The organism is Citrobacter sp. C5_2, from assembly GCF_014596845.2.
Classification (GTDB): domain Bacteria; phylum Pseudomonadota; class Gammaproteobacteria; order Enterobacterales; family Enterobacteriaceae; genus Citrobacter; species Citrobacter werkmanii.
Window position 1 is genome coordinate 2,335,731 of record NZ_CP115032.1, and the last position, 16,461, is coordinate 2,352,191.

Consider the following 16,461-nt stretch of genomic DNA (forward strand, 5'->3'; position numbering starts at 1 on the left):
TGTAAGGTACAAAAAAAACGGTCCCGAAAAGGGACCGTTTATAGTCAGACTAAAACTTTACTGAAGGAATTAAGCGGATTTCTTCGCTTTTTTCTCAGCTTTCGGTGCAGCTACTGCTTCAGCCTTAGCGGTGGTTTCACCTTCGCTGTACTCACGGCCGTAGTAGGTATCCAGCAGAATCTGCTTCAGCTCAGCAATCAGCGGATAACGCGGGTTAGCACCAGTACACTGGTCGTCAAACGCATCTTCAGACAGTTTGTCAACGTGTGCCAGGAAGTCAGCTTCCTGCACGCCAGCTTCACGGATAGACTTAGGAATACCCAGTTCAGCTTTGATTTCGTCCAGCCAGCCCAGCAGTTTCTGAATTTTCGCGGCAGTACGGTCGCCCGGTGCGCTCAGACCCAGGTGGTCGGCGATTTCAGCATAGCGACGACGCGCCTGCGGACGGTCGTACTGGCTGAATGCTGTCTGTTTGGTCGGGTTGTCGTTCGCGTTGTAACGAATAACGTTGCTGATCAGCAGGGCGTTCGCCAAACCGTGAGGAATGTGGAACTGAGAACCCAGCTTGTGCGCCATGGAGTGACATACACCCAGGAAGGCGTTCGCAAATGCGATACCGGCGATGGTCGCTGCACTGTGTACACGCTCACGGGCTACCGGGTTCTTGGAACCTTCGTGGTAGGACGCTGGCAGGTTTTCTTTCAGCAGTTTCAGCGCCTGCAGAGCCTGACCGTCAGAGAACTCAGAAGCCAGTACGGAAACGTAAGCTTCCAGAGCGTGAGTAACGGCATCCAGACCACCGAACGCACACAGGGACTTCGGCATATCCATCACCAGGTTGGCATCGACAATCGCCATATCCGGGGTCAGGGCGTAGTCAGCCAGCGGATATTTCTGACCGGTTGCATCGTCGGTCACAACCGCAAACGGTGTTACTTCAGAACCGGTACCGGAAGTGGTGGTGACGGCGATCATTTTCGCTTTCACGCCCATTTTCGGGAACTTGTAGATACGTTTACGGATATCCATAAAGCGCAGCGCCAGTTCTTCAAAGTGGGTTTCCGGGTGTTCGTACATAACCCACATAATTTTCGCGGCGTCCATCGGGGAACCACCACCCAGCGCGATAATCACGTCTGGTTTGAAGGAGTTAGCCAGCTCAGCGCCTTTACGAACAACGGTCAGAGTCGGGTCAGCTTCAACTTCAAAGAACACTTCGGTTTCAACGCCAGCCGCTTTCAGAACAGAGGTGATCTGGTCAGCATAGCCATTGTTAAACAAGAAGCGGTCGGTCACGATCAGCGCACGTTTGTGACCATCAGTAATCACTTCATCCAGCGCGATTGGCAGAGAGCCACGACGGAAGTAGATAGATTTCGGAAGTTTGTGCCACAACATGTTTTCAGCTCGCTTAGCAACGGTTTTCTTGTTGATCAGGTGCTTAGGACCAACGTTTTCAGAGATGGAGTTACCACCCCAGGAACCACAACCCAGAGTCAGGGAAGGTGCGAGTTTGAAGTTGTACAGGTCACCGATACCACCCTGAGAAGCAGGGGTGTTGATCAGGATACGCGCGGTTTTCATCATCTGACCGAAGTAAGCAACGCGTTCTGGCTGGTTATCCTGGTCGGTGTACAGGCAAGAGGTATGACCGATACCGCCCATCGCAACCAGTTTTTCAGCTTTGTCCACTGCGTCTTCGAAGTCTTTCGCACGATACATAGCCAGCGTTGGAGACAGTTTTTCGTGAGCAAACGGTTCGCTTTCGTCAACAACCTTAACTTCACCAATCAGAATCTTAGTGGTTTCTGGTACGGAGAAGCCTGCCAGTTCAGCAATTTTGTAGGCTGGCTGACCAACGATAGCGGCGTTCAGCGCGCCATTTTTCAGGATAACGTCCTGAACAGCTTTCAGCTCTTTGCCCTGCAGCAGGTAGCCGCCGTGAGTGGCGAAACGCTCACGTACTGCGTCGTATACAGAGTCAACCACGACAACAGACTGTTCAGAAGCACAGATTACGCCGTTATCGAAGGTTTTAGACATCAGAACAGATGCAACAGCACGTTTGATATCAGCGGTTTCGTCGATAACAACAGGGGTGTTACCTGCGCCTACGCCGATTGCCGGTTTACCGGAGCTGTATGCCGCTTTAACCATGCCTGGACCACCGGTCGCAAGGATCAGGTTGATGTCCGGGTGGTGCATCAGCGCGTTAGACAGTTCTACGGAAGGTTGATCGATCCAGCCGATCAAGTCTTTCGGCGCGCCAGCAGCGATTGCCGCCTGCAGAACGATGTCAGCAGCTTTGTTAGTGGCATCTTTAGCACGCGGATGCGGAGAGAAGATGATGGCGTTACGGGTCTTCAGGCTGATCAGAGATTTGAAGATAGCAGTAGAAGTCGGGTTAGTGGTTGGAACGATACCGCAGATGATACCAATCGGTTCAGCAATAGTAATGGTACCGAAAGTGTCGTCTTCAGACAGCACTCCACAGGTTTTTTCATCTTTGTAAGCGTTGTAAATGTATTCAGAAGCAAAGTGGTTTTTAATCACTTTATCTTCGACAATGCCCATGCCAGATTCGGCAACGGCCATTTTCGCGAGAGGGATTCGAGCGTCTGCGGCAGCCAGAGCGGCGGCGCGGAAGATTTTGTCAACCTGTTCTTGAGTGAAACTGGCATATTCACGCTGGGCTTTTTTTACGCGCTCTACAAGTGCGTTAAGTTCAGCGACATTAGTAACAGCCATAATGCTCTCCTGATAATGTTAAACTTTTTTAGTAAATCATCTGCTCGATACGAGAGTATAGACAGACCGACGAAAATTTGTGTAACGGTTTGAAAATCAAACGGTTAATTAACGTCCACTTTACCTTGATTTACTAAAAGAGCTTATACGCAAGCGCCAGATAACTTTTACGCTTTACCTCCAGGGGACGTAAGCAAGGTTACTCACTTCTGAGTAGTAATTGCGTGATCTGGATCAAGATTTCGCAAAGCTGACACCTTTCAGCAGGCCCTTTTAGCGTTTCTCGGTAAGTGTTAAAAAATTGAGGTGATGAATGCTAATCACATTAGCATATTTAATACATATTAATAACACTAAGTATTAGTAGCGTATTTACGTAGATATACGCAGATAGAAGGTGAAGTATGCTGACAAAAGGCGTATCTTCAGCGCGGGTTTTTCCAATTTTTATGACTCATTTTATCCGGCTAACGCTTCGGAGCTAACCGTGATCCAAACGCTATTTGATTTTCCTGTTTATTTTAAATTTTTTATTGGGTTATTTGCCCTGGTTAACCCGGTAGGGATCATCCCGGTCTTTATCAGTATGACCAGCTACCAAACTGCGGCTGCGCGAAACAAAACCAATCTCACGGCAAACCTGTCGGTCGCTATCATCCTGTGGACTTCGCTGTTCCTGGGCGACGGTATCCTGCAACTTTTCGGTATCTCTATAGATTCGTTCAGGATTGCCGGCGGTATTCTGGTTGTGACTATCGCGATGTCGATGATTAGTGGCAAACTTGGCGAAGATAAGCAGAACAAACAGGAAAAATCAGAAACCGCCATTCGTGAAAGCATTGGCGTGGTGCCGTTGGCATTGCCCCTGATGGCGGGACCGGGGGCAATTAGCTCGACCATCGTTTGGGGGACGCGTTACCACAGTGCGATTAATCTGTTTGGCTTTTTTATCGCGATTGCGTTGTTTGCCTTGTGTTGTTGGGGGCTGTTTCGCATGGCGCCGTGGTTAGTGCGCTTGCTGGGGCAAACGGGGATCAACGTCATTACGCGTATTATGGGGCTGTTACTCATGGCCTTAGGGATTGAATTCATTGTTACTGGTATCAAATCCATTTTCCCCGGTTTGCTTGCCTGATATTCCTTCTTCAGTATAAACGGAGCCGCTGTTGGTTCCGTTTCCTTTCATTATCAGTAAAACTTCTCACTAAAGTTGATAATCAGCATAACAATAATGAAAAATGCTGATGGTTAACGATTCGGTTATTCATTGATTTTATGGATATAACCCTCAGCGCTGCGTCAGAGGAAGCACGATATTGCTGTTATTTTATTAACATCATACTCTGGGGCTTGCTGTGGGATTATCGAAATGTTATTAGTTATTTCAGCGTTTTTTTTAGATGAATGTGCTAATTAATAATCAATTGTTAAATTTATGTGCATTTTGGCATGGTGTTGATACCGGACAGGGGTGTCAACTATGCCCATCAGGCAATTCATTGATTATTAATGTTTTATTGCCATGAATTTTCATTCGCAAGCCTTTGCCAGTGAGATTTATTTCTAATAAAAGAGAATTGGTTAACAAATTTGTAAAATGTATTGGCGGTGAAGAAACGCATTTGGTACTTTCCGGCCAGGTATTTTGCAGAAGAATTGACGTTGATGAGAATGATTTTCACTTGGTTTCTCTCAACAGGGTAATAGCGTGTTTCCGGCAGGGGAGACACGTAGATAATCGACGCAAGGCGGTCGTACGAATCGCCAGAATAAATAAAGTCGGTGATAGCAAGCAGTAAAACAATAAACCACCTGACGGCAGAAAATCTCCGGTGCCGTACAGGGATCCTGACAGGATTAACAGTCTGGTTAAAAAACCAGCCATAATAATGAGGGAGTACAAACACAATGACGAACATCACTAAAAAAAGTTTAGTAGCTGCGGGGATCCTCACTGCGCTAATCGCTGGAAATGTGGCCACGGCGGCAGTTGTGCCAGCGGGAGTGCAGCTTGCTGAAAAGCAGACTCTGGTGCGTAATAACGGTTCGGAAGTTCAGTCTCTCGATCCACATAAAATCGAAGGGGTGCCGGAATCCAACATTAACCGGGACCTGTTTGAAGGTTTATTAATCAGCGATGTCGATGGCAAACCATCGCCGGGCGTGGCTGAGAAATGGGACAATAAAGATTTTAAAGTCTGGACGTTCCATCTGCGTAAAGATGCTAAATGGTCTGACGGTACACCTGTTACCGCGCAAGATTTTGTGTACAGCTGGCAACGTTTGGCTAACCCAAATACTGCCTCACCGTACGCCAGTTATTTGCAGTACGGTCATATCGTCAATATTGATGACATCATCGCCGGTAAAAAGCCGGTCACCGATCTCGGTGTGAAAGCGATTGATGATCATACTTTTGAAGTAACCCTGAGCGAACCTGTTCCTTATTTCTACAAACTGCTCGTGCACTCTTCCGTTTCACCGGTTCCTAAAGCCGCCGTTGAAAAATACGGCGATAAGTGGACTCAGCCCGCCAACATTGTCACTAACGGCGCGTATAAACTGAAGGACTGGGTGGTTAACGAGCGCATTGTGCTTGAGCGTAATACCAACTACTGGGACAACGCCAAAACCGTTATTAACCAGGTGACCTACCTGCCAATTTCTTCTGAAGTGACTGACGTTAACCGCTATCGCAGCGGTGAAATCGACATGACCTATAACAATATGCCGATCGAGTTATTCCAGAAACTGAAAAAAGAGATCCCGAACGAAGTTCACGTTGACCCGTATCTGTGCACCTATTACTACGAAATCAACAACCAGAAAGCACCGTTCAACGATGTTCGTGTTCGTACCGCTCTGAAGCTGGCGATGGATCGTGACATCATCGTCAACAAAGTGAAAAACCAGGGCGACCTGCCAGCCTATAGCTTTACGCCTCCTTACACCGATGGCGCGAAACTGGTTGAGCCAGAGTGGTTCAAATGGTCACAGGAAAAACGTAATGAAGAAGCGAAGAAACTGCTGGCTGAAGCCGGTTATACCGCTGAAAAACCGTTGACCTTTGACCTGCTGTATAACACCTCAGACCTGCACAAGAAGCTGGCTATCGCCGCAGCTTCTATCTGGAAGAAAAATCTGGGCGCTAACGTCAAGCTGGAAAACCAGGAGTGGAAAACATTCCTCGATACGCGCCATCAGGGTAACTATGATGTTTCACGCGCGGGTTGGTGTGCGGATTATAACGAGCCGACTTCCTTCCTGAATATGGTGCTGTCCGACAGCTCCAACAACACGGTTCACTATAAGAGCCCTGTATTTGACAAGCTGATTGCAGATACACTGAAAGTAACAGATGAAGCGCAGCGCAGTGAGTTGTATTCGAAAGCGGAGCAGCAACTGGATAAAGATTCTGCGATTGTACCGGTTTATTACTATGTTAACGCCCGCCTGGTGAAACCATGGGTTGGCGGATACTCCGGTAAAGACCCGATGGATAATATCCATGTAAAAGACTTGTATATTATCAAGCATTAATGGCAAGACGTGGGGCAATCAATTTTGCCCCACAGTGTCTTTTTTCATCGCACTATTCACACCTCTTCGAATGAAAAGGGGGATACCCTAAATAATTCGAGTTGCAGGAAGGCGGCGACGCAACGAATCCCCGGAAGCTTACGAGTAGTAAGTGACCGGGGTGAGTGAGAAAGCCAACGCACCTGCGACTGGAAGTATGACGGGTATAAAGGCACACGCCGGAAGGTACGGGTTATGTTGAAATTTATATTACGTCGCTGTCTGGAAGCGATTCCGACGCTGTTTATTCTTATTACGATTTCATTCTTTATGATGCGCCTTGCGCCGGGAAGCCCATTCACCGGGGAACGCGCATTGCCGCCAGAAGTGCTGGCTAATATAGAAGCGAAATATCATCTCAACGATCCCATCTCCACACAGTATTTCAGCTACCTGAAACAACTGGCGCATGGCGATTTTGGGCCATCCTTTAAATATAAAGATTACACGGTTAACGACCTTGTCGCTTCAAGTTTTCCGGTGTCAGCGAAGCTTGGCGCAGCGGCCTTTATTCTGGCGGTGCTCGTCGGCGTTAGTGCTGGGGTGATCGCCGCGCTGAAGCAAAATACGCGCTGGGACTACACGGTAATGGGGGTCGCGATGACCGGGGTGGTTATCCCCAGTTTCGTCGTTGCTCCCTTATTGGTCATGATATTCGCCATAACGTTGAAATGGCTGCCCGGCGGTGGCTGGAACGGCGGGGCGTTGAAATTTATGATCCTGCCGATGGTGGCGTTATCGCTCGCCTATATCGCCAGTATTGCCCGTATTACCCGCGGCTCAATGATTGAAGTGCTGCACTCAAACTTTATTCGTACCGCGCGCGCCAAAGGGCTGCCGATGCGGCGGATTATTTTCCGCCATGCGTTAAAACCTGCGCTGCTACCCGTGCTGTCTTATATGGGACCGGCATTTGTCGGCATAATCACTGGTTCAATGGTCATTGAAACCATCTATGGTTTGCCGGGCATTGGGCAACTGTTCGTCAATGGCGCCTTAAATCGCGATTATTCGCTGGTCCTGAGTCTGACCATTCTGGTCGGTACGCTGACTATCGTGTTTAACGCGATTGTCGATGTGCTGTATGCCGTTATCGATCCGAAGATTCGTTACTGATACTGGAGCTCGCTATGATGTTAAGTAAGAAAAACAGCGAGGCGCTGGAGAATTTCAGTGAAAAGCTGGAGGTCGAAGGTCGCAGCCTGTGGCAGGACGCGCGTCGCCGATTTATGCATAACCGCGCGGCGGTGGCAAGCCTGGTGGTGCTGGTGATTATTGCGCTGTTTGTGACGCTGGCGCCAATGCTGTCGCAGTTTACCTACTTTGATACCGACTGGGGAATGATGTCCAGCGCGCCGGATATGGAGTCCGGGCACTACTTTGGCACCGACTCATCGGGTCGCGATCTGCTGGTGCGTGTGGCGATTGGCGGGCGCATCTCGCTGATGGTTGGCATTGCCGCCGCGTTGGTGGCGGTCGTGGTTGGCACGCTGTATGGTTCTTTGTCGGGTTATCTCGGCGGTAAAATCGACTCGGTAATGATGCGCCTGCTGGAAATCCTCAACTCCTTCCCGTTCATGTTCTTCGTGATCCTGCTGGTGACCTTCTTTGGACAAAACATCCTGCTGATTTTTGTCGCTATCGGAATGGTTTCCTGGCTGGATATGGCGCGTATCGTGCGTGGACAAACGCTGAGTCTGAAGCGCAAAGAGTTTATTGAAGCGGCGCAAGTCGGCGGGGTGTCTACCGTGCGCATCGTTATCCGTCATATTGTGCCAAACGTATTGGGGGTTGTGGTGGTCTACGCCTCGTTGCTGGTGCCCAGCATGATCCTGTTTGAGTCTTTCCTGAGTTTTCTGGGATTAGGGACGCAGGAGCCGTTAAGTAGCTGGGGCGCATTGCTGAGTGATGGTGCCAACTCAATGGAAGTATCGCCATGGCTGTTGCTGTTCCCGGCCGGTTTCCTGGTGGTTACTTTGTTCTGTTTTAACTTTATTGGCGATGGCCTGCGTGATGCCCTCGACCCGAAAGACCGTTAAGGAGCGCCGCCATGAGCGTAATTGAGACCGCAACCGCGCCGCTCGCGCAACAACAGGCTAACGCACTGCTGAACGTTAAGGATTTGCGCGTGACGTTTGCCACCCCCGATGGCGATGTTACTGCAGTAAACGATTTAAACTTTTCCCTGCGAGCCGGAGAAACGTTGGGTATTGTGGGTGAGTCCGGTTCGGGCAAATCGCAAACCGCGTTTGCCCTGATGGGGCTGCTGGCGGCGAATGGCCGTATCGGAGGTTCCGCTACGTTTAACGGGCGTGAAATATTGAATTTACCGGAGCACGAGCTGAACAAACTGCGCGCCGAGCAAATCTCAATGATTTTTCAGGATCCGATGACCTCTCTGAATCCGTACATGCGGGTCGGAGAGCAACTGATGGAAGTTCTCATGCTGCACAAAGGCATGAGTAAAGCAGAAGCGTTTGAAGAGTCAGTAAAAATGCTGGATGCGGTGAAAATGCCGGAAGCGCGCAAGCGCATGAAAATGTATCCGCATGAATTCTCTGGCGGAATGCGTCAGCGCGTAATGATCGCCATGGCGCTGCTGTGCAGACCAAAATTATTGATCGCCGATGAGCCGACTACCGCGCTCGATGTTACGGTACAGGCGCAAATTATGACGCTGCTGAATGAACTGAAAAGTGAATTTAACACCGCAATTATCATGATCACCCACGATCTGGGGGTTGTCGCCGGTATTTGTGACAAAGTGCTGGTGATGTACGCCGGACGAACCATGGAATATGGCAGTGCACGGGATGTCTTTTATAAGCCCGTTCATCCGTATTCAATTGGTTTGCTGAATGCCGTACCGCGTCTGGACGCCGAAGGGGAAGAGATGTTGACTATCCCGGGCAACCCGCCGAACCTGCTGCGTCTGCCAAAAGGCTGTCCGTTCCAGCCGCGCTGCCCGCATGCGATGGAAATCTGTAGCAGTGCCCCACCACTGGAGGAATTTAGTCCGGGCCGTCTGCGCGCCTGCTTTAAACCGGTGGAGGAACTGGTATGAATACGGTCACCGAACAACGAAAAGTACTCCTTGAAATTGCCGATCTCAAAGTCCATTTCGACATTAAGGATGGTAAGCAGTGGTTCTGGCAACCGTCGAAATCCCTGAAAGCGGTTGATGGCGTCACCCTGCGATTGTATGAAGGTGAAACCCTTGGCGTGGTGGGGGAATCCGGCTGCGGAAAATCGACCTTTGCTCGGGCGATTATCGGTCTGGTGAAAGCCACTGATGGAAAGGTCGCCTGGCTGGGGAAAGATTTGTTGGGTATGAAACCTGATGAATGGCGGGAGGTGCGCAGTGATATCCAGATGATTTTCCAGGATCCGCTGGCGTCATTAAACCCGCGTATGACCATTGGTGAAATTATTGCCGAGCCGCTGCGGACTTATCATCCGAAACTGCCGGGGCAGGAAGTCCGTGACCGCGTGAAGGCAATGATGATGAAGGTTGGGTTGCTGCCAAACCTGATTAACCGTTACCCGCATGAGTTTTCCGGCGGCCAATGTCAGCGTATCGGTATTGCCCGCGCGCTGATTCTCGAACCGAAACTGATTATCTGTGATGAACCGGTTTCTGCGCTGGACGTATCCATTCAGGCCCAGGTCGTCAACCTCCTGCAGCAGCTACAGCGTGAAATGGGGCTGTCATTAATTTTCATTGCCCACGACCTGGCGGTGGTTAAGCATATCTCCGATCGCGTACTGGTGATGTATCTCGGACACGCAGTGGAATTAGGCACCTATGACGAGGTGTACCATAATCCGCTGCACCCTTATACCAAAGCGCTCATGTCTGCTGTGCCAATCCCCGATCCGGATATGGAAAGGAACAAAGTTATCCAGTTGCTGGAAGGCGAGTTGCCGTCGCCGATTAATCCTCCTTCGGGCTGTGTGTTCCGTACGCGCTGCCCGATTGCCGGACCAGAGTGTGCAAAAACACGCCCGGTACTCGAAGGCAGTTTTCGACACGCCGTTTCCTGCCTGAAAGTAGACCCGCTATAATCGTGAGGGCTGACAAAGGTCAGCCCTTCTTTTTGGTGAGGTATTTGTGTCTGGCTTAGTTTCTTCTGTTCGCCGTACGCTTTATCGTACATTATTTGATTTAGACACACGCTCGGGGCGCCGTTTTGAAGGTATGTGCGCACTGTTCGCGCTGCTCAGCGTGATTGTTATCTTCGTTGAGTCTGGGGTCGGGACGCAATACCATTTGACCTTTGAGGAGTGGCGCGTATTTGTCTGGCTGGAAGTCTTTATCACTCTGGTCTTTACTCTCGAATATCTGTTGCGATTATGCTGCTGGGCTAATCCCGCTAAATATGTATTTAGCTTCTGGGGGATTATTGATCTTGCCACCATTCTGCCACTGTATGTGATGTGGTTATGGCCGGAAATCAGTCTGAGTTATGTTTTCGCCTGGCGGGCGATGCGTGTCCTGCGTGTACTGCGAATTCTCAAACTGCTGCGCTTTATGCCTTCTCTGCGTATATTCTGGAGCGCAATAAAAAGCGCTCGTCATCAGCTAATCTTGTTCTATTCATTTATTGCCATTCTGATGATTGTATTCGGCGCGCTAATGTATCTGATTGAAGGACCCAAATATGGGTTTAGTACGCTGAATGCATCAGTGTATTGGGCCATCGTCACGGTAACCACCGTCGGCTATGGCGATATCACGCCCCACACGCCGCTCGGGCGCATGGTAGCGTCAGTGCTGATTTTGATCGGTTATTCCGTGATTGCGATCCCGACAGGTTTGATAACGACGCATATGAGCAGTGCGTTCCAGCATCGGCAGAATCAGCGTAAATGTCCGCAGTGTCAGCAAAGTCAGCATGAGCACAGCGCGCAGTTTTGTAACCGGTGCGGAAGCAAATTACCGGGCTAAAAGTAAAAAAGCTGCGAGAGCAGCTTTTTTTAATTATTCGCGCCAGAGAATGTGGCAGAGCTTGTGATCTTTTTCGCGACACAACAGAACGCGGGCAAAAATATCGTTAATCTCGCCGTCTTCTGTATCTGCCAGACCAATCACCACTTCGGCAAAGAAGTCAGGATTCAGGTCAAAATCGACGTGTTCCTGCCAGTCCTCTGCCGGGTCAAATAATTCTGCACCGCCGCGCTCTTCAAACTGCAAATTGAACAGAATGATATCTGCCGGATCGAGGTTGTCCGCAGCCAGTTCGAGAAAAATATCGTAAGCCTGCTCAAGCGTTTCGTCTTCGGTCAGGCGGTTGTTCAAATCCATATCCATAATGACTACCTGTTTACTGTCTGATTGGCACGTTTTACAGCAACGGGCTAAAGAAGTAAAACAGTCGCTCGGCAATCCGCTGCCAGAGTGGTCGTTTTACCCACAAACGAGCGTCAAGAAGGCGTGAACGAGAAATATAATCATCCTGCACTGCGGCGAGGTCGCCCCCGAATCCTGCGTCATCAATAACCAGCGTGATTTCAAAATTCAGCCACAAACTGCGCATATCCAGGTTAACGGTACCGACCAGGCTCAGTTCGCCATCAACCAGTACGCTCTTGGTGTGCAGCAAGCCGCCTTCGAACTGATATATTTTGACACCCGCAGCCAGCAGTTCGGTGAAAAATGCCCGGCTTGCCCAGCCAACCAGCAGAGAATCATTCTTACGCGGAAGAATGATACTGACGTCGACCCCACGCTGTGCGGCCGTACAGATCGCATGCAGTAAATCATCGCTGGGGACGAAATAGGGCGTGGTCATAATTAAATATTCACGCGCCGAATAAGCAGCAGTTAATAGCGCCTGATGGATCAAATCTTCAGGGAAACCTGGTCCCGAGGCGATAGTGTGAATGGTGTGACCGCTGGCCTGCTCAAACGGCATGATATTGACGTCCGGCGGCGGGGGTAAAATGCGTTTCCCGGTTTCAATTTCCCAGTCGCAGGAATAGACGATGCCCATCGCGGTGGCAACAGGTCCTTCCATTCTCGCCATTAAATCGACCCATTGACCCACGCCCGCATCCTGCTTAAAGAAGCGCGGGTCGACCATGTTCATGCTGCCGGTATAAGCAATATAGTTGTCGATCATCACCATCTTACGGTGTTGGCGCAGGTCCATCCGGCGCAAAAACACACGCATCAGGTTAACCTTGAGGGCTTCGACGACTTCAATACCCGCGTTACGCATCATCGCCGCCCACGGGCTGCGGAAGAATGCCACGCTGCCCGCAGAGTCCAGCATCAGGCGGCAGTGAACGCCTCTTCTGGCGGCCGCCATTAACGACTCGGCAACCTGATCGGCCATACCTCCCGGTTGCCAGATGTAGAACACCATCTCGATATTATGACGCGCCAATTGAATATCACGGATCAGCGCCTGCATCACGTCATCGGAACTGGTGAGCAGCTGCAGTTGATTCCCCTTAACGCCGGCGATTCCCTGACGACGCTCGCACAGCTTAAATAATGAAGAAGCAACGCTGCTGTTTTCCTGTGCGAAAATATGTTCACAGGCTTTGAGGTCGTTCAGCCATTTGGCCGTGGAAGGCCACATTGCCCGGGCGCGTTCGGCGCGGCGTTTACCCAGGTGGAGTTCACCGAAGGACAGATAAGCTATGATTCCTACCAATGGCAGTATATAGATGATCAACAGCCATGCCATTGCGGAGGGCACTGCGCGTCGCTTCATTAGAATGCGTAATGTGACGCCAGCAATGAGTACCCAGTAACCCAGAATGACCAGCCAACTCACCACGGTGTAGAAGGTTGTCATAAATTTAAAAATCCTTTTGAAAGCGTATTGTTAAGAGTTTACGCATCAGGATAAATCTGGCAAATAAAAACACGGGAAAACCACTGGCCTGCATTCGGTGTGGCGTTATAATGGCCGCTCAGTGACTGGAAGAGTAGTTAACATGAAGCGTAGTAGAACGGAAGTGGGACGCTGGCGGATGCAGCGTCAGGCTAGCCGCCGTAAAGCACGTTGGCTTGAAGGACAATCGCGTCGTAACATGCGTATCCATAGCATCAGAAAGTGTATTCTGAATCATCAACGTAACTCGTTGCTGTTTGCAATCCACAGTATCTGATCTCAAAAGGGCACCGCTGGTGGTGCCCAATGTCTGCTTTCGTACTGTTTTTAAAATACTTTCTTGTATTGTCATTCGGCCTATTTCGAAGAATTCCGCGTAAAAACGTTCTGTTACGCTAAGGCCTTCTATTACCTGCCTTTCGGCCTTCCAATCATCACACTTTGAGTACAAGTGTTACATTGCGGGTAGCTTAGAGCAACGAGTTTTGTGTACACTTTTGCGTACTCAAAAGCCAAATGTGTACTTATTCAATGATCACTGACACAAAGCTCAGGAAGGCTCTTGGCAAGAAGCGCGATGACATCGAAACCATTTCAGATTCTCACGGACTCAACGCAAGGATCAGCCAGGCAGGAAAAGTTACTTTCTTCTACCGATACAGATGGGCTGGTAAAGCTGTAAAACTCAATGTCGGTGATTATCCGGCAATGAGCATTGCTCAGGCAAGGGAAAGGCGTCAGCAGTTCAGGACGTGGCTAACGGAAGGTTTAGATCCTCGCGAACAAGTGAAGCTGGAAAAATTATCTCGCGAAGGTTCTCTGACAGTGGCTGAAGCCTTCAATTATTGGATCGAGAAACACTGCATCGCGAATCAACTCACAAAGACGGATTATTATCAGCTGGTATTCGCCAAACATATCGCCGAACCGATGCGGAACGTCAAAGTCGATAACTCGACAAAAATGCACTGGATAGATGTATTTGATCAGATTGAAAGCAGGGTAATGGCCCACTATATGCTTTCACTGTGCAAGCGCTCATTCAGGTTCTGTATCAACAGGGGCGTTATATCGACTAACCCGCTCGAGGGGTTGCTACCCACTGATGTCGGGCAAAAGCCGAAAAAGAGAACACGGCGTCTGGATGACAGTGAGCTGGTGGCTATTTATCGGTGGCTGCAAAACCGCATGTCGATAGAGTCCGTGTTTCTTGTGAAATTTATTATGTTGACCGGCTGTAGGACGGCAGAGATTCGGTTGAGCGAAAGGTCATGGTTCAAGCTGGATGAAAATGAGTGGATAGTTCCTGCTGGAAGTTACAAAACGCGAGTGTACATGAGAAGGGCTCTTTCTGATGCTGCGGTGGGACTGGTAAAAAACCATCTTGAGAAGATCAACACAAAGCATTTAGTCACTTCACAGCGCTTACTGGATGGGGAGATTAAAGACGTCCCGGTTCATCCGCCAGTTGCTTCGAACTATGCCAGGTATATTTGGTCAGAATCCGGCATGGAGCCCTGGTCTCTCCATGATATGAGAAGAACAATCGCAACAAATCTTTCAGAACTTGGCTGTCCGCCACATGTGATTGAAAAGCTACTTGGTCACCAAATGGTTGGCGTGATGGCGCACTATAATCTGCATGACTACATCGATGATCAAAAACACTGGCTCCACGTTTGGCAGAGCCATCTTGAAAGCATCATCGGTGAGCCGTTCAGTTAATTGGCTGTTTCACACCTTCCCACTCTTTGACTGACTCCGACTTCCAGCGGTTAGGGTTACCGGGAAAGTCCGGGGCGGGGAACGGCTTAGCAAAACCCCGCGGCATCGTGTCTGTGCTTTGCCATGACCAAAGGGTTTTACGTGAGATTTTGTATCGACTGGTCAGGTCTGACGTCAGCAAAATATCATCCATCGTTTTTCTCCAATGTCCCGAACTGGGCCATTTCTAAAAGTAATATCAAGAAACCTGACCAGGAAGTGCGCGCAGCCGGCGCATACCTGTCATTGCCGTGGCCACGTAGCTAGCCTTACGGTTCACTACCTCCACCCAGACTTTCACACCTTCAACTCTCACCGTGTATGTCTCCTTCATCTTGCTGCGCCCGTAGTCGCCGTAGCGTTCGTGATGAGTGGCCAGCGCGATGTCGCATGCCTGACGCGCTAACGGGGATTGCTGATTGCCTCGGTTAATCAGTCGCATTACATCTCCTCAGTGGGAGGGCGAACCCTCCCAACCCTTAGCCAACGTATTCCGGTTTCATATCCGCCAGGGTGATGGTGAACTGATCGTGCAGCTCGTCGCCCAGATGACGTTTTGCCGTTGCAAGAACTCGTTCAACTTCCCCAAACCGTTCAAATGCATCCGGTTCGTCCGGAGACGGCAGTGAGTTGATCGCGGCTTCGACCTTGTTACGTGAATCAACCAGGTAATAGCGTTTCACTGCCTTATTCTTCAGCTCGGTGAACAGGGCAGATCCGAGCGTGGCCTTCGCGCTTTCGATATCAGCGCGCAGTGCTTTGGCGCTATCAACATCCTGAGCGGCATCGATGCGTTCGCGGAAATCATCAGCCAGTGAGTCGATATTTACCGACGATTCCTGTGCGTTTTGCGTGGTTGTGACGGTGTCACCTGAGATATCAGCCAAATTAACGTGTTTCGGTGCTGGGTTAATCTCTTTCTCAGTGCGTGGCTCAACTTCATCTGGACTGTAGACGCCGAGGATGACTTCTGGGCAGTACAGGCGAGCCCAGTACTTCACTGCCAGATAAGCAATCTGCTGCTTCGGCGCTGTTTTCCACAGTGGCGAGTTACGTGTGGTGATATCTGCCAGGTAGATTGGCTCGCCCCAGGTGATTTCTTCTTCTCCGCGCAGTACGGCGCCAACCCGGATAAACAGACCTAATTCATCACGACCGTCTTTTTTCCCGGCGATCTTCTCCCAGTCACCGCCGTATTCGTAATGGAAGCGACCAACAATGGCGCTTGAACTGGAGATTACTGCGTTAACCAACTGCGCTTCGTAACCCAGTACACCGTTGACCAGGTGCGTTTTCTGGGCAACCGCATATGGGTTCATTCCCCACTGCATAGCCTGCATGACGATAGCCATACAGTCGGCGGGTTTCCCCGCCAGGTGTTTGGGGACGGTGACGGCAGACTGCGCCATCAATTCAGCGAAAGAGGTAAGCTGGCCGAGTGCCTGCACGTTGAACACAGCGTTGCTGGCGGAAATGGTGTTTGGTGCCTGCTCGGTCGTAATGATGTTGGTATTTTGCATGGTCA

The 16,461-nt window shown here is 50.0% G+C and carries 15 protein-coding genes; 9 read left to right on the top strand and 6 right to left on the bottom strand.

The features are described from left to right. Positions 1-69: 69 nt before the first annotated feature. A complete protein-coding gene (gene adhE / locus ICA20_RS11405; protein ID WP_038641104.1) occupies positions 70-2,748 on the bottom strand; it encodes a bifunctional acetaldehyde-CoA/alcohol dehydrogenase in 2,679 nt (892 codons plus the stop codon). A gap of 487 nt (positions 2,749-3,235) precedes the next feature. On the opposite strand from adhE, the gene ychE reads away from it, so the two are divergent. The 7 genes from ychE to ICA20_RS11440 all read left to right on the top strand — a co-directional run bounded on the left by ychE (position 3,236) and on the right by ICA20_RS11440 (position 11,275). Further along, complete coding sequence (gene ychE, locus ICA20_RS11410; RefSeq protein ID WP_038643209.1) at positions 3,236-3,883, top strand: NAAT family transporter YchE; 648 nt, start codon at positions 3,236-3,238, stop codon at positions 3,881-3,883. Positions 3,884-4,656: 773 nt separating this feature from the next. Beyond that, positions 4,657-6,288, top strand: a complete 1,632-nt coding sequence (gene oppA, locus ICA20_RS11415) for an oligopeptide ABC transporter substrate-binding protein OppA (protein WP_038641102.1) — start codon at positions 4,657-4,659, stop codon at positions 6,286-6,288. 234 nt (positions 6,289-6,522) lie between these two features. Next, entirely contained in the window at positions 6,523-7,443 is a 921-nt protein-coding gene (gene oppB / locus ICA20_RS11420; RefSeq protein WP_003020708.1) for an oligopeptide ABC transporter permease OppB, read from the top strand. Positions 7,444-7,457: 14 nt separating this feature from the next. Beyond that, a complete protein-coding gene (gene oppC, locus ICA20_RS11425; protein WP_008784950.1) occupies positions 7,458-8,366 on the top strand; it encodes an oligopeptide ABC transporter permease OppC in 909 nt (302 codons plus the stop codon). 11 nt (positions 8,367-8,377) lie between these two features. Then, positions 8,378-9,391 (top strand): murein tripeptide/oligopeptide ABC transporter ATP-binding protein OppD, encoded by a 1,014-nt coding sequence (gene oppD / locus ICA20_RS11430; RefSeq protein WP_038641097.1) that lies wholly within the window; start codon positions 8,378-8,380, stop codon positions 9,389-9,391. After that, a complete protein-coding gene (gene oppF, locus ICA20_RS11435) occupies positions 9,388-10,392 on the top strand; it encodes a murein tripeptide/oligopeptide ABC transporter ATP-binding protein OppF (RefSeq protein ID WP_006684288.1) in 1,005 nt (334 codons plus the stop codon). The genes oppD and oppF overlap by 4 nt, the downstream gene beginning before the upstream one ends. Before the next feature lie 46 nt (positions 10,393-10,438). Next, positions 10,439-11,275 carry an ion transporter gene (locus tag ICA20_RS11440; RefSeq protein ID WP_038641095.1) on the top strand — a complete coding sequence of 279 codons (837 nt, stop codon included), beginning with the start codon at positions 10,439-10,441 and terminating at the stop codon, positions 11,273-11,275. A 33-nt stretch (positions 11,276-11,308) separates the two neighbouring features. Here the strand turns inward: ICA20_RS11440 and ICA20_RS11445 are convergent, their stop codons facing one another. Both ICA20_RS11445 and cls read right to left on the bottom strand, forming a co-directional pair. Further along, entirely contained in the window at positions 11,309-11,638 is a 330-nt protein-coding gene (locus ICA20_RS11445; protein WP_003020691.1) for an HI1450 family dsDNA-mimic protein, read from the bottom strand. A 34-nt stretch (positions 11,639-11,672) separates the two neighbouring features. Further along, on the bottom strand, positions 11,673-13,133 hold the full coding sequence (gene cls, locus ICA20_RS11450) for a cardiolipin synthase (RefSeq protein ID WP_038641094.1): 1,461 nt from the start codon (positions 13,131-13,133) through the stop codon (positions 11,673-11,675). Between the two features lie 142 nt (positions 13,134-13,275). On the opposite strand from cls, the gene ICA20_RS11455 reads away from it, so the two are divergent. Together ICA20_RS11455 and ICA20_RS11460 are read left to right on the top strand one after the other, a co-directional pair. Continuing rightward, on the top strand, positions 13,276-13,449 hold the full coding sequence (locus ICA20_RS11455; protein WP_087856120.1) for a YciY family protein: 174 nt from the start codon (positions 13,276-13,278) through the stop codon (positions 13,447-13,449). Positions 13,450-13,703: 254 nt separating this feature from the next. Beyond that, a complete protein-coding gene (locus ICA20_RS11460; protein ID WP_149282292.1) occupies positions 13,704-14,897 on the top strand; it encodes a site-specific integrase in 1,194 nt (397 codons plus the stop codon). Here ICA20_RS11460 and ICA20_RS11465 read toward each other — a convergent pair. Genes ICA20_RS11465 through ICA20_RS11475 form a run of 3 tightly spaced genes read right to left on the bottom strand, consistent with a single transcriptional unit; the run spans position 14,890 to position 16,456 of the window. Next, the gene (locus ICA20_RS11465) at positions 14,890-15,090 is read right to left on the bottom strand and encodes a hypothetical protein (RefSeq protein WP_008322518.1); all 201 of its coding nucleotides are present in this window, start codon (positions 15,088-15,090) and stop codon (positions 14,890-14,892) included. The genes ICA20_RS11460 and ICA20_RS11465 overlap by 8 nt on opposite strands. Before the next feature lie 45 nt (positions 15,091-15,135). Beyond that, the gene (locus ICA20_RS11470; RefSeq protein ID WP_005121071.1) at positions 15,136-15,378 is read right to left on the bottom strand and encodes a DUF4060 family protein; all 243 of its coding nucleotides are present in this window, start codon (positions 15,376-15,378) and stop codon (positions 15,136-15,138) included. Between the two features lie 37 nt (positions 15,379-15,415). Further along, on the bottom strand, positions 15,416-16,456 hold the full coding sequence (locus ICA20_RS11475; protein ID WP_149282291.1) for a RecT family recombinase: 1,041 nt from the start codon (positions 16,454-16,456) through the stop codon (positions 15,416-15,418). Between the last annotated feature and the right edge of the window lie 5 nt (positions 16,457-16,461).

Coding starts and splice junctions, on each gene's coding strand:
- adhE (WP_038641104.1), bottom strand. CDS start 2,748: ATGGCTGTTACTAATGTCGCTGAACTTAACGCACTTGTAGAGCGCGTA.
- oppA (WP_038641102.1), top strand. CDS start 4,657: ATGACGAACATCACTAAAAAAAGTTTAGTAGCTGCGGGGATCCTCACT.
- oppB (WP_003020708.1), top strand. CDS start 6,523: ATGTTGAAATTTATATTACGTCGCTGTCTGGAAGCGATTCCGACGCTG.
- oppC (WP_008784950.1), top strand. CDS start 7,458: ATGATGTTAAGTAAGAAAAACAGCGAGGCGCTGGAGAATTTCAGTGAA.
- oppD (WP_038641097.1), top strand. CDS start 8,378: ATGAGCGTAATTGAGACCGCAACCGCGCCGCTCGCGCAACAACAGGCT.
- oppF (WP_006684288.1), top strand. CDS start 9,388: ATGAATACGGTCACCGAACAACGAAAAGTACTCCTTGAAATTGCCGAT.
- ICA20_RS11445 (WP_003020691.1), bottom strand. CDS start 11,638: ATGGATATGGATTTGAACAACCGCCTGACCGAAGACGAAACGCTTGAG.
- cls (WP_038641094.1), bottom strand. CDS start 13,133: ATGACAACCTTCTACACCGTGGTGAGTTGGCTGGTCATTCTGGGTTAC.
- ICA20_RS11455 (WP_087856120.1), top strand. CDS start 13,276: ATGAAGCGTAGTAGAACGGAAGTGGGACGCTGGCGGATGCAGCGTCAG.
- ICA20_RS11460 (WP_149282292.1), top strand. CDS start 13,704: ATGATCACTGACACAAAGCTCAGGAAGGCTCTTGGCAAGAAGCGCGAT.
- ICA20_RS11465 (WP_008322518.1), bottom strand. CDS start 15,090: ATGGATGATATTTTGCTGACGTCAGACCTGACCAGTCGATACAAAATC.
- ICA20_RS11470 (WP_005121071.1), bottom strand. CDS start 15,378: ATGCGACTGATTAACCGAGGCAATCAGCAATCCCCGTTAGCGCGTCAG.
- ICA20_RS11475 (WP_149282291.1), bottom strand. CDS start 16,456: ATGCAAAATACCAACATCATTACGACCGAGCAGGCACCAAACACCATT.